This window comes from Methanobrevibacter sp., assembly GCF_017447225.1.
GTDB lineage: Archaea > Methanobacteriota > Methanobacteria > Methanobacteriales > Methanobacteriaceae > Methanocatella.
In genome coordinates this window covers 1-14,320 of record NZ_JAFSNZ010000094.1, presented here as the reverse complement: position 1 = coordinate 14,320, position 14,320 = coordinate 1, and the positions used below count along the sequence as shown (strand labels likewise).

Below are 14,320 nucleotides of genomic sequence, written 5' to 3'. Positions count from 1 at the left end.
CATACAACAGCGTGAAAAAAAATATTTTTTCACTGAACCCATAAGTCAATGGGAGATAGCTTGGTAAATCTTAATACACAGGTATTAACTGCCCAAGAATAATTTTACAAAAATGGTACAAATATTAAGTAAAAGACTATATTACATTTTTCCAATTCATAAAAACACCAATGTTTTAGTAAAAATTATATTAGTGTTTTAGAAATATTTATTTTGATTTAAAACTATTTAAAATTTATTGTTTTTTTAAATCAATATTGTTATCATCGAGTAATATTGTATTCATAAGGTAATATTGTCTCGATTGTGTGATGAGGGAATTGTAGTAATGTTTATATATTTTGATAGTTATAATCATATATGACATCATAATGATGTTGAACCATGTTTCGGTTCTATGTTTTAGTAAATTGGATAGGGATGTGTCAAAATTTGTTAATTCAAATTTATCCTTATTCAAAGTCTATTTTTAATTTAATAAAATGTTGTTACTTTGGTTTTTTTAATTAATTCAATATTTTGGTGTTTTTATTGTATGATTTGATTTAAATGAACTGAATGATAAATCTCTGGAACAAAAGATTAAACTTAAAGCTAAAGAACATGAAATTTCAGAAGTGCAGTTAATTGAAATATATCTTGAATGGGGTCTTGAAAATGATGCATTAATCAGTAAAAGTCAATTTGGTTTAAATGATGATGAGCTTGATAGATTATTCAGGGAATCTCATGAAGAAGACCTTAATCTGGGCATTAAACATAATCAGGGAAATTTTGAAGAGTTGATTGCGGAATTGAAAAAAAATGGGCTGTGGAAAAAATATCAATTTTGTTTGTAACATTACAAAGTATTATATATTGTCATCAAGAAAAATTAATACATTATATTTATGGTGAATTATTATGACTTGGGAAGACGCACCGTCTCATATATGTAGGGGTGGAGATGTAAGGGGACTTGCTTTTTGCTGTCCTCCTGTAAAACCATGTCCTGTTTTAAATGCATTGCAGGAGGTTAATTTAACTCCTCAAGAGTATATTGAGATTAAAACAGAGTTTGGTAGGCAAACAAGGTTAGGTGAAGGGGCTGGAACTTGTTTTGGATCATTGATTTGGTGTTGTAAGCCATCTAAACCTTGTCCTTTAAGAGACATGACTTTAAGAAATATGGGCATGAGTCATGACGAATACTTGGATTTGAAAAAAGAGCTTGCAGAAAGATTGGTGGGTGTTAAAAAACCTGAACCTGATGCAAGAGCTGAAGCGCTAGCTGAAACATTCAAAATTTCCAAACTTGAAGCTATGAAAGTGTTGACGGATTGCAATAATGACCTGAGAAAAGCGGTCAGTGTCCTAAAAGCGCAATCCTTGGAAAATTCTGATTAATATGGATTGGACTGCTCTTTATCTGAAAACTTCCGGATTGAAAGTGTTCATTTTAGGCACCGGTGAAGTTGCAACCCGAAGAGCAAACAAATTTTTAGACCATGGGGCTGTCGTAAGACTTGCGGGAAGCTCCATTTCACAGAATCTGAAAGAAAAAGGGGCTGAACTTCACTCAACTGATGACGTTGACGATTTGGTCGAATGGGCGGATTTGGTTGTTGTGGCAAGCGGCGATGAAAAGCTGTCTGACTATGTGGGCAGGATATCTGAAGGCAAATTGGTCAACCGTGCCGATTTTCCATATGAAGGAGATGTAATCGTTCCGACAAGCTTTAATATTGCAGATATCGAAATTTCTATTTTTACCAACGGCAAAAGCCCTCTGATGGCAAGACAGCTCAGAAAAAAGATTCAGTCCGTTATCACTGAAGAGGATATCCTGGAAATCGAGCTTCAGGACTATTCACGCTCAATTTTAAAGAAAATCATTCCGGACCAGAAGGAAAGGCGAAAATATCTTTATAAAATATTTGAAGATGAAAATATTTTAAAATTAATAAAATCTGGAGAAATCGACAAAGCAAAGGCTGTTATCAATGAATCAATAAAGAGGGATTTCAATGATACTTAACTTAAGGGTGGACCATAAAATTGCAGATATCCAGTCAATGGAAAACATTTCAAAACAAATCGATGAACTGTTTTTAAAACTGCATGAGAAGTATTCAATCACTGAATACGTTGAAATATCAACCTGCAACCGTAAGGAATACTATATTTACAACAATTATATCGACAGCGACGACGAGCTTCTCTCACATGAAAATCAAAACATCATCATTGAATACGGCGACGTTGCAGTAATGCACCTGCTTCGTATGACTTCAGGGCTTGAATCAATGATTGTGGGCGAAGACCAGATTCTAGGTCAGGTCAAGGATTCCAAAAACAAGGCAGCCAAAGAGCTTCACTGCGGAAAGGCATTGGATGCCATATTTACAAAAGCCATTCACGTAGGACAGGTTGTCAGAAACAGAACCAAAATCAACAAGGGTTCAGTTTCCATAGGTTCAGCTGCAGTCGATTTGGCTGAAAAGCACCTTGGAGAACTTGAAGGAAAGTCAGTTCTTGTCATTGGTGCCGGAAAGATGGGCAAACTTGTGGCTAAGGCATTGGCCGAAAAGGACTTGAGCGCAATTTTCGTTGCAAACAGGACATTTTACGTTGCCGTTGAGCTTGCAAAGGATTTGGACGGAACCGCAATTCTTTTTTCAGAACTGGATGAATACCTGAAAACTGCAGATTTGGTGATAAGCGCAACCAGCGCACCTCATTCTATAATAACTAAACAAAGATTGGAATCAATTGATTTGGTTGAAACTGATTTGTTTATGGTTGATATTGCAAATCCTCGTGATATTTCAGAGGATGTATGTGAATTGGGAGTCAGGCTGTTTAATATTGATGACTTGCGTGAGATTGCAGACACAAATACCAAGCTTCGTGAGAAGGAATTCGGTGAGGCAGAAATCATCATCGAAGAAGAGTTCAATTTACTTAAAGAATCGTTTAAAATAATGGAAGTTGAAACAATGCTATCAACTTTAAGAGTATCTATGGAAGAGATAAGGCAACGTGAAACTAAAAAAGCATCTTCAAAGTTGTCTGATGTAGATGGCAGTAGTAAAATTTTAAATAATCTAACAAATTCCATAGTCAACAAGATATTTTTCGACATTTCAAAAAATCTTAAACAGGCCGCAATAGACGATAAAAAAGATGTCATAGAATCTGCAGAATATATCTTTAATTTCAGAAACTAAATGGCTGACTCGCTTGTGAATATCAGTCCTGAAATTTCATTCAAACATTCCTTTGATGTCGCTGATTTTTACTTTGCTGGATTTCAACGCATAATCGATATCTGACATGTCCATCATATCCTTATCATTAGCTATTGCATGGTGCAGGGAAGTCTTAAGGATTTTCTCCTTGATATCTCTTCCGGACATGTTCTTGGATATCCTGACAAGCCTTTCCAAATCAAAGTCATGTTCCAAAGGCATTGTTTCAATGTTTCTTTCGAAAATTTCTCGTCTTTCATCATCATCCGGCAGCTTGAATTCGATTTCCTCTTCAAAACGGCTTCTAACAGCACTGTCAAGAGAGCTTCTGTTGTTTGTTGCACAGATGGTTATGACACTTTCGTTTTCAGTAATGCCGTCCATTTCCGTTAAAAGGGCATTGACGATTTCTGAAACGTCTCCTCTAATGGACTGAAAAGACCTGTGAAGCGCAATCGCATCAATCTCATCGATGAAAATTATTGAAGGAGAATTCTTGGATGCCTTTTCAAAAAGATCATGTATTCTGGACGCAGCATCTCCAACATGGTCTCCAATCAGTGATGTTGCCTTAATCAGATATAGGGGAACGTCAACTTCGCTTGCAAGCCCTTTGACAAGCATAGTTTTTCCTGTACCGGGATAGCCGTAAAAGAGAACGTTTTTAGGAGCCCATCCGCCGAAGCGTTCAGGTTCCGTGAGATACTTTTCAATAACCTTGATCTTGTTTTTGGCATTGGTCTGGCCGACAACATCTGACAGCCTGACACTGCTTTTTGCTGATTTTAAAGTATTTTTCTTTTCACTTTCATCAATGATGATGTTGATTCTGGTATTTTCTGAAATGATTGAGTTTTCAGGCTCTACAGAAACTACCTTAAAAGCAAAATCAGGGATGATTTTCTGGTCGAAAAGGTATGATTCATTGTTGATTTCAATACCCAGCCACTGGTCACGGGCATACTGCTCGAATAAACTTTTGTCGGTGATTTCAAGGGTATTGTCCATCATTTCAAAGTCAAAAGGATAACCTGCAGCTTTCAAAACGACACATTCGGCATTTTTCCTGTTGTCGCTGGTCAGAACTGCTGTTTTTTGACTTTGGTTTTTAACCTCGCTTTTTTTGGAATTGTTCTTCAAAAAATCACCCTATAAAAATTAATTAATATAAATACTATTGTAACTATATAATATTTATAAGTTTGGTGATTTAAAAATGAGCTTTCGAACTAGACGAGTAACATTCATGACTCCATTTTACATGCTTTTTGAGTTTTTCCTTCTGAAATTCCTATTCATGCTGTTCTATCCGCTGGATGATTTGACTTTACTTTCAATAACAGTTTTAATAGGAATACTTAATGTTGCCCCGATGCTTTTAGAAGAGAAGAAAACCAGATTCGTAACTCGATTATTAACTGAGATATCTGCAATCTGGATGTGGGCGTCACTGATGTTTATGATTGACATTACAATAATCTATCTGATTGGAAACCTTGACCAAAACATTATTTATGCAATGCTTCTGGCAGTGCCCTTAATAGGAATTTACGCATATTATAAGGCTCATAAATTAGTTATAAAGCACAAAGAAGTGAAACTGGACAATCTGGAAAGGGAAATTAATATTGTCCACCTCTCAGACGTTCACTTCGGAGCTGTCAGATACAAGAAAATCATAAGTCAGGTTAAGGACACTTTAGATGAGCTCTCTGCTACTTGTGATGTTGCCATTATATCAGGAGATTTGGCTGACGGATCATCTCTGGTTGCACCGGATGATTTCTTGCCGTTAAAGGATGTGGAAATGCCGATAATATTCACTCCCGGAAACCATGACTACTATCCGGGAATCCGCAACGTGATTGAAGCATGCAGAAATGCAGGAATAATAGTTCTTGACAATGAATCAGTTGAAATCAGCGGAGTGAACATTTATGGACTTACCTACAGCTTCGGTGACATTGAAATGCCGACACTGGATGAGCTTAAAAGTGAAATAAAGCAGAATAAAACCAATATAATCGTTTATCATGTTCCATACGCATGGGATATCCATTCAAAAATAGGCTTTGACATACAGCTTTCCGGACACACCCACGGAGGACAGTTCTATCCTGTAACATGGATATCCGACAGGATGTTTGAATATAACAGAGGATTGTTCCGAGATAATTCAGGCCATTACCTCAATGTAACGACTGGTGTTGGTTCAATGGACCAGCCGTTAAGATGGGGAACCGACTCTGAAGTAGTAGTCCTCAAACTGAAGAAAAACTAAAGCATGTTCTCATACAGTTCCTTCATTTTCAAGGAATCAATATCCCTTAAGGGGGTCTCACATATTATGTTTGCCTTCCATCCGTTGTCAATGAGATTTGCAAGCAGATCCTCGATTTGGGGTCCGTACTCATCGCTTTCATCCAGCGTGTGATGCTTGACCTCTCCGCCATGGCCGTATTCGATGGTTGTGAAATGACAGTGAAGGCGGTCAATATCCAGCTTGTTTTCTATTGTGGAAAAAATGCAGTTGTAATCATCCTTTTTCGTTAAAAATCCTCTTCCACGAGCGTGGATGTGGGCAAAATCAATTGTGGGCTCGAAGTGATCAAAGCTTGCACACAGCTCAACGATCTCTTCAATGTTTCCCTGCTGAGTTCTTTTTCCTGTGGTTTCGGGTGCAAAAGTAAACTCCTCAATGCCTTCAGCTTCAAGTTCCTCAAAAAGACGGTTGATAGTTTGTTTTGAAATTTCCATTGCCTTTTCCGGTTTCCTGTTGGTGTAAAAACCCGGATGGAAAACAAGCCTGTATGCGCCCATCCATTCTCCAGCTCTGGCGGTAGCTATCAGATGGCCGATGCTTTTTTCTATCTTTTCGCTTTCCTTTGCACACAGGTTAATATAGTACGGGCCGTGCATTGAAATCAGAATATCAAATTTCTCCGCTTCTTCTTTCAGTATTCTGGCGGATTCCTCACCAATCCTGACCCCATAAGGTGACTGGTATTCATAGGAGTCAAGTCCGATTCTTTGAATGTATTTGGGAGCTTTATAAGCGGCACCTTTATAGTTTACTGGACTGCCTGCAGGTCCAAAAAAGACTTTGTTTTTCATAGGTTTATTTTTATTTAAATTGATTATTAAATTTTCTAAAAAAAGTAATTAATGTCTATTGTAGAGAAAATCCCTACAATATCAACATCGACATTAATCTTAATGTATTTTGCAATAATTAAAAATAAGATACATATTTTTTTTAAATATTTGTAAAAAAGAGTAAAATAAGGGAATTATAAAATTCCCATAGCTTTGTTGGTTTTAGCGATTGATTTTTCGTTGTCACTTTCCATTTCGAGAAGTGCACGAATAGCATCAATGTTTTCAGGTATTACATCAGATTCCTGGTGTACTGCCTGCATGTAGAAGAGTTCGTTTCCAACAACGTTGATTGATTCTCTCCATACTGGAATTTCGTACAGGTCATTTCTGTTTCTGCCTAATTCCTTAGCGTATTCCATCAGCTCTGCAGTTGAACCGAGGCCTTCTGCCGCATCAACGACAATGACTCTTGAACGTTTTTCTAAAGCTTCGACAATTTCTTCGGTTTCCACATCGTTGTTGATTTCAACCATGATGTTATGCTGGTGCATTAATGTGGTAGGCACGAGCAAAGCCATTGTTGTAACGTCAATTCCTTTCATTACGGTTTTTACGTCAGGACCGTGGTGTGATGGCACTTTTGGAGGGTTAGGTACAATTGCGTTGATTGGACCTTTCTTGATTTCAGATGGGTCTGATCCTCTTCTCACCATTACAGCCCTTACCTTTTTGATATCGGCAATCGGGTCGATTGTAGATAATGTACGGGTTAATCCTGTTGTGTTACAGGAAACTACTCTGGTGTAGTCCGCACCGTATGAATCATCATAGTTGGAGATTGCATTGAATGAAAGTCCTGTCAGTTCGTGGTCTTCTCCACCCTGATAGATTGCTTTTACACCTGCTTTTTTATACATTTCAAGGTTTTGCGGACCGATGCTTCCCGGAGTACAGTCAACAACAACGTCAGCTTCCTGAATCATATCTTCAACGGTACCTGCAATTTCGATTCCTGCATCTTTAAACAGCTGTTCTCTTTCAGGAATTCCAATGTATAAAGGATAGTCTTTTTCTTCAACAGCAGTTCTTGCTTCGTAATTCGGTCTGGTTTTACTTACACCTATTACTTTCATGTCGTCCTGAGCTGCAACAGCGTCAGCAACTCTTTTTCCTATTGTTCCATATCCATTAATTGCAACAGATTTCATTTTAATCCCTTTTGAAAAATTTAGAAATTTAATTCTATGCCTTTAAATTTATTTTTCAAATTATATATAATTTGATATTTGATTTGTGAATTAAATTATATTCAAAAATAACTAAATCATGTATTTTTCATTAGTTTGTCCTAATAATTTTAAATACTATAATAAATATATTACTTTATAACTCTATTTCGAGTTTTTCATTATATCAATTAACAGGAGGAAAAAACATGGATATTGCTGAAATATTTAAAGACTCATTATCTTATCCTTTACATAATATCAAATCATTAGTTGTTTTTGCTATTTTAGGTATTATTGCAGCTATCGCTTCTGGAAGTACTCTGATAGGTATTCTAACTGGTGTTGCTGCAGAAAATGTGGCCGCTCTTTTAGGCTCAGCATTTTTAGGCGTTATCATCACAGCATTCATAGCCTTTGTGATTTCAGGTTATGAGCTGGATATCGTAAAATACGGTATTGAAAGGTCAGATGAAAGCCCAAGCATTGATGTCATCAGACAGTTCTTCAACGGATTCAAACTGATGATTGTAAGCATTGTTTACTATATCATACCATATGTTATAGTGTTAATCTTATCAATTTTCTTTAAACATTGGGTTATCTCTGTTATTGCATTTATTTTGTATGTCATCTTTGCTTTAGCACAATTTATGGCTCAATGCAGATTAGCTAAAACAGAAGATTTAATGGATGCTTTAGCTTTCGGACAAGCAATTGCAGATATCTCAAGAGTAGGTATCTTAAAATTATTAGTCTTCATCATTGTCGTTGCAATTATCGCAGCTATTTTGATATTTGTTGCAACAGCGCTAATGCAATGGAATACAATTGTTGGCGGAATAATTTTAGGTATTGTAGCTGTATATCTCGTATTCTTTGTCGGTAGAGCAACAGGTTTATTATACTCTGAAGTATAGGTAAACCTCTTATTTTCTTTTTTTAATTTTTCAAAATCTTAACCTTTATATATTTTATTACATAGATATATAGTCGGAAGGCAATTTCCTTCTATTTGTTTTAAATTTTTATTTTGTGATTATTATGGTTTTAAGTACAGGAAACACGGCATGGATGCTGGTTTCAACAATTATGGTTCTGTTAATGACTATTCCTGGAATAGCATTTTTTTATGGTGGATTGTCAAAAAAGAAGAACGTCTTAAACTCGATGTTTCTATCGCTGATAGCATTTGCAATAGCTAGTCTGATATGGATTTTCTACGGTTATCAGCTGTCATTTTCCGACACGAGCTTTTTGGGTTTTATTGGAATACCACAAAGCCTTCTTATGGAAGGAATCGGTGTTGACTCCCTGACTGGTACAATACCTACATTCGTATTCGCAGGCTTTGAGCTGACATTTGCAGGTCTGACTGCTGCAATTGTTTCAGGTTCAATCGTCGGAAGGATGAAAACAAAGTCATGGGTGTTGTTTACCATTTTATGGGTAAGTCTTGTCTATATTCCGGTCTGTCACTGGATATGGGGTGGCGGATGGCTAATGAATATGGGTGCAATAGATTTTGCGGGAGGAGTTGCAGTCGAGGTCAACTCAGGTTTTTCAGCTCTTGCACTGGCTCTTATCCTCGGTAAAAGGAAAGACACATCCTTGCTTCCGCATAACTTAGGTTATTCCATTTTAGGTGCAGGATTTCTGTGGTTCGGTTGGATGGGATTCAACGGAGGGTCAGCCCTTGCGGCCAACGGTCTTGCAGGCTCAGCAATTCTAGTGTCAAACACTGCTGCGGCAGCCGCTATGATTGCATGGGTAATACTGGATATATTGAATGTCGGAAAACCAACAGTCTTGGGTGCAATCACCGGTGCAGTTGCCGGTCTTGTGGCAATCACTCCCGCAGCAGGTTTCGTTGCACTTTCCGGGTCAATTGTCATTGGTGTGGGCGCAGCACTGATATCATACTATGCAGTATACTATATCAAAGCAAAATTCGGATACGACGATGCTTTGGATGTATTTGGAGTTCACGGACTTTCAGGAGTTTGGGGACTTGTTGCAACAGGTCTTTTTGCATCTCCGGCAATCAACGGAGTGGCAGGACTTTCCTATGGAAATCCAAACCAGTTATTAATTCAAATTATTGCAGTTGTGGCAACAATGGCCTACACTTTTGTGGTAAGTTTAATAATTGCCAAAGCATTAGATATGACTATAGGATTGAGAGTTAAAGAAAGTGAAGAGATTACAGGTCTTGACTCAGCATTGCATAAGGAATCAGGATACAGAATTTAGATGGGGTGTTTAAATGAAAAGGATTATTGCAGTAATACGTGAAGAAATGTTTGAAAACGTTAAAAAAGCTCTTTTGGAAGCAGGATGTGAAGGAATGAACGTCTCTTCCGTTAAAGGAAGGGGAAGGCAGTTAGGTACTAAGGAATCATACAGGGGATCTACCCATTGCATTGATTTGCTTCCAAAAACCAGAGTTGAACTTATTGTCAATGAAGAGGATATGGACAGAATCATCGATGTCATCATTGACAGCGCAAGAACCGGCGAGGTCGGAGACGGTAAGATTTTTGTTTCCGATGTTGAAGAGGTTATAAGAATCAGGACCGGCGAGAGAGGTTCCGATGCGGTTTAGTTGATGGGTAATGTAACCCATTAATTTTACCTGCCGAAATATTGAATTAACCATCCATTAAAATTAAATTATAAAAGTCAACTCACTGTTTATTTGAAGATAAAATTAATTAAATTGATGTCAGTTAAAAAAATAGTGGGTTGTAGAAATGTCATCCATATAAAATAAAAAAGTTTGAGGATTTATTCTACATTAAATCCTGCTTCTTCTACAGCTTCCTTGATGTCATCATCGGAAACTTTGTCGGTATCCAATTTGATTTTGGTGATACCTGAATCCAAATCAGCTTTAGCATCTTCAATACCGTCAACATCAGTCAATGATAATTGTACAGCGTTTACACAGGAAGGGCAGTGCATTCCTACAACTTTTACTTCTTTTTCTTCAATTGCCATAATTTATTCTCCTTTATTTAATTGATATGTAATATTATGTTGTTGGTTTATATAAATGTTTAGTTATGCCTAACTTTTTGTTTTTCCTGAACTCTTTTGAAGTGAGCTTAAAGTTCATTAATGTAGATGAATATATGATTACAACCACTGATCCGATATTGTGAATCAGCGCTCCTGAAATAGGGTCAAGCAATCCCAGAATGGCCATTATCATTGCAATTATATTTAAAGATAGAGAAAAGGCAATATTCAAGTTTATCACATTTAATGTTTTCCTGGATATTGCGATTAAATGGGGAATGTCTTCGATATTGTCATTTATTAAAGCGATATTTGCAGCTTCAATAGATACATCGCTTCCAATGCTTCCCATAGCTATTCCGACATTGGCCTTTTTAAGGGATGGCGCATCATTTATCCCATCTCCAATCATTGCAATTTTATTTCCGTTAAGTTGAGCCTGGCGAATATATTCTGTCTTGTCTTCAGGTAGGCAGTTGAATTTTGCATTCTGTACTTTCACCTGTTGTGATATGAACTCTCCGGCACCTTCATTATCTCCAGTCAATAATGTAGTTCCAATTCCTAGTTTTTTCAATCTTTTAACCGTATATCTTGAATTTTCACGCAAAGTATCAGCTAAAATTACTTTTCCCATTACTCTGCTGTCTTTTGCAACTATTATTTGGATTTCTCCATTCTGATTTTTTTCAGGGTAGTCTTTAAGATTAATGTTTTCATCTTCAAGAAGTTTTTCATTTCCGGCTATTATTTTTGATCCGTTAATGCTTCCTGTTATTCCCTTTCCGATTTTCATTTCAAAATTTTCAACAGTTGCCAAGTCGTTCTTATCATAATAGTTTACAATAGCTTTCGCTAAGGGATGTTCGGATTTGGATTCAAGTGAAGCGAGCAGATACATCATTTCCTCTGTTTCATCTGAAATTACTTCAACAACTTTTGGAGTTCCATGAGTTAAAGTCCCTGTTTTATCAAACACTAATTCATTCACGTGAGCCAGCTCTTCAATTGAGGCACCGTCCTTTACCAGAATTCCATGTTTTGTCAGGTTTCCGATGGCTGCGGTAATTGCAGTTGGGGTGGCCAAAACCAGTGCGCAAGGGCAGAATACAACTAAAATAGTTACGCTTCTGGAAATCTCAAATGTGAACAGATATGTCAGTATTGCTGCGGTAAATGCGATAACAACAATCATTGTGGCCCATTTATCTGCCGCCCTTACAATCTTTGCATTTTCCGGGGAAGATGACTTGACCAAATCAATTAGTTTTTGAAGGGAACTGTCCTTACTAATTTTTGTAGTTTTCATCAGGAAAGATCCGAAAAGATTTGTTGTTCCGCTGAATACCTCGTCATTTTCTTTTTTATCAACAGGTAGTGATTCTCCAGTTAATGTGGACTGGTCAATTGATGTTTCACCACTTATTATCACACCATCAGTTGGAATATTCTGTCCGGGAAGGACTTTCAGGATATCTCCGATCTTTACATCTTCCACGTTCACTTTCTCTTCGATTCCGTTTTTTATTCTTGTTGCGATATGTGGTGTTAATTTTACTAGCTCTTCTATTTTAGAATTGGTCTTGTTGACGGTATATTCTTCTAAAAATCCTCCGATAGCCATGATTGTTGCGATTTCTCCTGCAGCAAATGTTTCTCCAATTATTATTGAAGCAATAATGGCTATTGAAACCAATAAATCTGCTTTTATGTCAAACTCAGTTACTAATCCTTCAATACATTCCTTGAATATTGGAATTCCGCATAATATTATTGCAATCCATGATAAGTAATCTATATTAAGCATAAAACTTAAAATTACACTTATTGTTGAGATAACAATAAATATGATGTCTCTAATTTCAGTTTTGCCAAACTTTAGATTCATTTCTACCAGCTCCTTGGTATAGGTATACCCCCTATGGTATATAATATATTTTAAAAAAAATTATATTCTTGAATAGTACTCCAGAATTGATGAGATATCTCCCAACGCATCGTCCACATCACCATCATCAATTGCATTTTTAACGCAATGTTCAAGGTGTCCCTCTACTATAATATGCCCAACTTTATGTAGAGCGGATTTGGACGCATTTACTTGCATCAATATCTGTTCACAAGGAATATCTTCATCTATCATCCTGTCAATTGCATTCAATTGGCCGATGATTTTTTTTAGTCTTCTGTGTAAGTTTTCACTATCCATACATTCTTTCAAAATATCACAACCTATACCTACTAGGGTATATATTAAAAATAGTATATAAAGTTTATCTTAAAATGAGTTTAAAAAATATAAAAAAAGAAGGAAAATTTCAGGTTTAATTTTCCAGTTGTTCTAGTTTTTCAGGGAAGTATGTATCTACAACATACTCAAGCCCGTATTTTGAGAAAGATTGCTGTTCTGCTTTCTTACCGATTTTAAGCATCTTTTTGATTTCAGTTTGCCAGAAATCATTTTTATACCTTGGGTCTTTGGAAAGCTCTTTTAATCTCATGACGTCAACATCTTTAAGCTTATCAGTAGGTAAATCGTAATTGATAATGTCAGATGCTGTTACTCCCATGAATTTAGCGTTTGGTGTTGCTAAATCGTGATTAACATGAGCTAATTTTGCACTTCCGGAAATGATAACCTGTGCAATGTGGAATCCCCAAGGGTCTCCGTCGTTACAGATGTAAACCGGTAATTCCAATTCTTCATTAACCCTTTTGATGAATCTTCTTGTAGCACGGGCAGCCTGTCCTTTGAGCCCTACAATTAATGTGTTGAATCTTTCATGAGCGTTTTCCTGAACCATTCTGTGAAACATTCCCATGGTTTCCACTGCAATAACCCTTTCAACACCGCAATCAAGGAATTCGACCTGATCGATTGTAGGTGAAATGGTATAACCTGATTTTCCTGCTTTTGCAGCGTTGATTTCAACATCATCATCCAGAAGGGTAATGTCTCCGTAAACTGATGCACCGTCTTCCTCAGGCATTAGTCCCAAGTCTTCACGGGTGGTACCTAAGGTTACTTCAAGGTCCTCTCCGACAATGTTGGATTCCTGCTGGGATTTGAAACTGATTCCCCATCCTTCGGAAACGTAATACATTTCCCTGATGGTAGCGGTTTTTTCTCTTGCAACAAGGTCCTTACAGAAGTTTGCAACATAAACCATCTGACCTAATTTTCTGATTTGTTTAACGTTACCGAGAGACCTTCTACCGTATCTGTCTCCTAAAACATAGTATCTTTTTGCATCGTCGTATACGATATTTCCGGTACCTCTTGAAGGAACTCTAAGGGAAGGGACTTTTTGCTTTTCAATTTCCTCAATAATTTCCTGACCTAATCCTTTTAACTTGTTGAAAGTGTATTCTTTCCTGAGTTCTTTATGTGATTTGCCTTCTTGTTTTACTTCATCAGCCATCTAATCACCTATTCTTCAAAATCTCCTTCTTCTTCATCTTCATCAAAGTTGAGATTACTGTGTTCTTCATCAACTGCATATCCGTGTTCATCAAGCTCTTCCATGATGATTGCATCAAGTTCTTCTTCTTCCTCTTCTTCAACTTTTTCACCAAGCAGCTCTGCAAGAGCCCTTTTGGTTACTTTTACTAAAATATCTTGATATTCAGGAACTCCGGTCTCACCGAGTTTTGCTGCTTCTTCGATAATTACTGGAACGTATTCCTCGAATACTTTAGAACGTTTTTCTTTTTCTTTAGCAGCTTTTTTAGCCCTTATATGTT

At 36.9% G+C, this 14,320-nt stretch carries 15 protein-coding genes and 1 pseudogene; 8 read left to right on the top strand and 8 right to left on the bottom strand.

Annotated elements, in window-relative coordinates; all coding sequences use genetic code 11:
- Positions 1 to 617 precede the first annotated feature (617 nt).
- From IJQ68_RS09105 to hemA, 4 genes are all read left to right on the top strand, one after another.
- The gene (locus tag IJQ68_RS09105; protein WP_292799504.1) at positions 618 to 839 is read left to right on the top strand and encodes a hypothetical protein; all 222 of its coding nucleotides are present in this window, start codon (positions 618 to 620) and stop codon (positions 837 to 839) included.
- 64 nt (positions 840 to 903) lie between these two features.
- A complete protein-coding gene (locus tag IJQ68_RS09100; protein WP_292799501.1) occupies positions 904 to 1,386 on the top strand; it encodes a methanogenesis marker 9 domain-containing protein in 483 nt (160 codons plus the stop codon).
- A gap of 1 nt (position 1,387) precedes the next feature.
- Entirely contained in the window at positions 1,388 to 2,017 is a 630-nt protein-coding gene (locus tag IJQ68_RS09095; RefSeq protein ID WP_292799498.1) for a bifunctional precorrin-2 dehydrogenase/sirohydrochlorin ferrochelatase, read from the top strand.
- Positions 2,007 to 3,209: a glutamyl-tRNA reductase gene (gene hemA, locus IJQ68_RS09090; RefSeq protein WP_292799495.1), complete on the top strand. Its 1,203-nt coding sequence runs from the start codon at positions 2,007 to 2,009 to the stop codon at positions 3,207 to 3,209. Before IJQ68_RS09095 ends, hemA begins: the two co-directional genes overlap by 11 nt.
- A 36-nt stretch (positions 3,210 to 3,245) precedes the next feature.
- Here hemA and IJQ68_RS09085 read toward each other — a convergent pair whose 3' ends face one another.
- Positions 3,246 to 4,370: an AAA family ATPase gene (locus IJQ68_RS09085; protein WP_292799492.1), complete on the bottom strand. Its 1,125-nt coding sequence runs from the start codon at positions 4,368 to 4,370 to the stop codon at positions 3,246 to 3,248.
- 76 nt (positions 4,371 to 4,446) lie between these two features.
- Between IJQ68_RS09085 and IJQ68_RS09080 the strand changes: the two genes are divergently transcribed.
- Positions 4,447 to 5,511 carry a metallophosphoesterase gene (locus IJQ68_RS09080; protein ID WP_292799489.1) on the top strand — a complete coding sequence of 355 codons (1,065 nt, stop codon included), beginning with the start codon at positions 4,447 to 4,449 and terminating at the stop codon, positions 5,509 to 5,511.
- On the opposite strand, the gene IJQ68_RS09075 is transcribed toward IJQ68_RS09080, so the two are convergent.
- Positions 5,508 to 6,344 (bottom strand): TIM barrel protein, encoded by an 837-nt coding sequence (locus tag IJQ68_RS09075; protein ID WP_292799486.1) that lies wholly within the window; start codon positions 6,342 to 6,344, stop codon positions 5,508 to 5,510. The two genes, IJQ68_RS09080 and IJQ68_RS09075, sit on opposite strands and share 4 nt — an antisense overlap.
- A 176-nt stretch (positions 6,345 to 6,520) precedes the next feature.
- Complete coding sequence (locus IJQ68_RS09070) at positions 6,521 to 7,537, bottom strand: type II glyceraldehyde-3-phosphate dehydrogenase (protein ID WP_292799483.1); 1,017 nt, start codon at positions 7,535 to 7,537, stop codon at positions 6,521 to 6,523.
- 227 nt (positions 7,538 to 7,764) lie between these two features.
- Here IJQ68_RS09070 and IJQ68_RS09065 point away from each other — a divergent pair, with 227 nt between their 5' ends.
- The 3 genes from IJQ68_RS09065 (at position 7,765) to IJQ68_RS09055 (ending at position 10,160) form a co-directional block, all read left to right on the top strand.
- Positions 7,765 to 8,475 carry a DUF4013 domain-containing protein gene (locus IJQ68_RS09065; protein WP_292799480.1) on the top strand — a complete coding sequence of 237 codons (711 nt, stop codon included), beginning with the start codon at positions 7,765 to 7,767 and terminating at the stop codon, positions 8,473 to 8,475.
- Between the two features lie 121 nt (positions 8,476 to 8,596).
- Complete coding sequence (locus IJQ68_RS09060; protein WP_292799507.1) at positions 8,597 to 9,808, top strand: ammonium transporter; 1,212 nt, start codon at positions 8,597 to 8,599, stop codon at positions 9,806 to 9,808.
- A 13-nt stretch (positions 9,809 to 9,821) separates the two neighbouring features.
- Positions 9,822 to 10,160: a P-II family nitrogen regulator gene (locus IJQ68_RS09055; RefSeq protein ID WP_292799477.1), complete on the top strand. Its 339-nt coding sequence runs from the start codon at positions 9,822 to 9,824 to the stop codon at positions 10,158 to 10,160.
- Positions 10,161 to 10,342: 182 nt separating this feature from the next.
- On the opposite strand, the gene IJQ68_RS09050 is transcribed toward IJQ68_RS09055, so the two are convergent.
- From IJQ68_RS09050 to IJQ68_RS09030, 5 genes and pseudogenes are all read right to left on the bottom strand, one after another.
- The gene (locus tag IJQ68_RS09050) at positions 10,343 to 10,555 is read right to left on the bottom strand and encodes a heavy-metal-associated domain-containing protein (RefSeq protein WP_292799474.1); all 213 of its coding nucleotides are present in this window, start codon (positions 10,553 to 10,555) and stop codon (positions 10,343 to 10,345) included.
- 34 nt (positions 10,556 to 10,589) lie between these two features.
- The gene (locus IJQ68_RS09045) at positions 10,590 to 12,464 is read right to left on the bottom strand and encodes a cation-translocating P-type ATPase (RefSeq protein ID WP_292799471.1); all 1,875 of its coding nucleotides are present in this window, start codon (positions 12,462 to 12,464) and stop codon (positions 10,590 to 10,592) included.
- A 60-nt stretch (positions 12,465 to 12,524) separates the two neighbouring features.
- Entirely contained in the window at positions 12,525 to 12,797 is a 273-nt protein-coding gene (locus IJQ68_RS09040) for a metal-sensing transcriptional repressor (RefSeq protein WP_292799468.1), read from the bottom strand.
- Between the two features lie 103 nt (positions 12,798 to 12,900).
- A complete protein-coding gene (locus tag IJQ68_RS09035; protein ID WP_292799465.1) occupies positions 12,901 to 13,998 on the bottom strand; it encodes a DNA topoisomerase IV subunit A in 1,098 nt (365 codons plus the stop codon).
- Between the two features lie 8 nt (positions 13,999 to 14,006).
- Positions 14,007 to 14,320: pseudogene (locus IJQ68_RS09030) on the bottom strand (DNA topoisomerase VI subunit B); the annotation flags it as partial.

What these genes read in the sequence shown, in the direction of transcription:
- IJQ68_RS09100 (WP_292799501.1), top strand. Translation starts at nt 904, where the DNA reads ATGACTTGGGAAGACGCACCGTCTCATATATGTAGGGGTGGAGATGTA.
- IJQ68_RS09095 (WP_292799498.1), top strand. Translation starts at nt 1,388, where the DNA reads ATGGATTGGACTGCTCTTTATCTGAAAACTTCCGGATTGAAAGTGTTC.
- hemA (WP_292799495.1), top strand. Translation starts at nt 2,007, where the DNA reads ATGATACTTAACTTAAGGGTGGACCATAAAATTGCAGATATCCAGTCA.
- IJQ68_RS09080 (WP_292799489.1), top strand. Translation starts at nt 4,447, where the DNA reads ATGAGCTTTCGAACTAGACGAGTAACATTCATGACTCCATTTTACATG.
- IJQ68_RS09075 (WP_292799486.1), bottom strand. Translation starts at nt 6,344, where the DNA reads ATGAAAAACAAAGTCTTTTTTGGACCTGCAGGCAGTCCAGTAAACTAT.
- IJQ68_RS09070 (WP_292799483.1), bottom strand. Translation starts at nt 7,537, where the DNA reads ATGAAATCTGTTGCAATTAATGGATATGGAACAATAGGAAAAAGAGTT.
- IJQ68_RS09065 (WP_292799480.1), top strand. Translation starts at nt 7,765, where the DNA reads ATGGATATTGCTGAAATATTTAAAGACTCATTATCTTATCCTTTACAT.
- IJQ68_RS09055 (WP_292799477.1), top strand. Translation starts at nt 9,822, where the DNA reads ATGAAAAGGATTATTGCAGTAATACGTGAAGAAATGTTTGAAAACGTT.
- IJQ68_RS09050 (WP_292799474.1), bottom strand. Translation starts at nt 10,555, where the DNA reads ATGGCAATTGAAGAAAAAGAAGTAAAAGTTGTAGGAATGCACTGCCCT.
- IJQ68_RS09045 (WP_292799471.1), bottom strand. Translation starts at nt 12,464, where the DNA reads ATGAATCTAAAGTTTGGCAAAACTGAAATTAGAGACATCATATTTATT.
- IJQ68_RS09035 (WP_292799465.1), bottom strand. Translation starts at nt 13,998, where the DNA reads ATGGCTGATGAAGTAAAACAAGAAGGCAAATCACATAAAGAACTCAGG.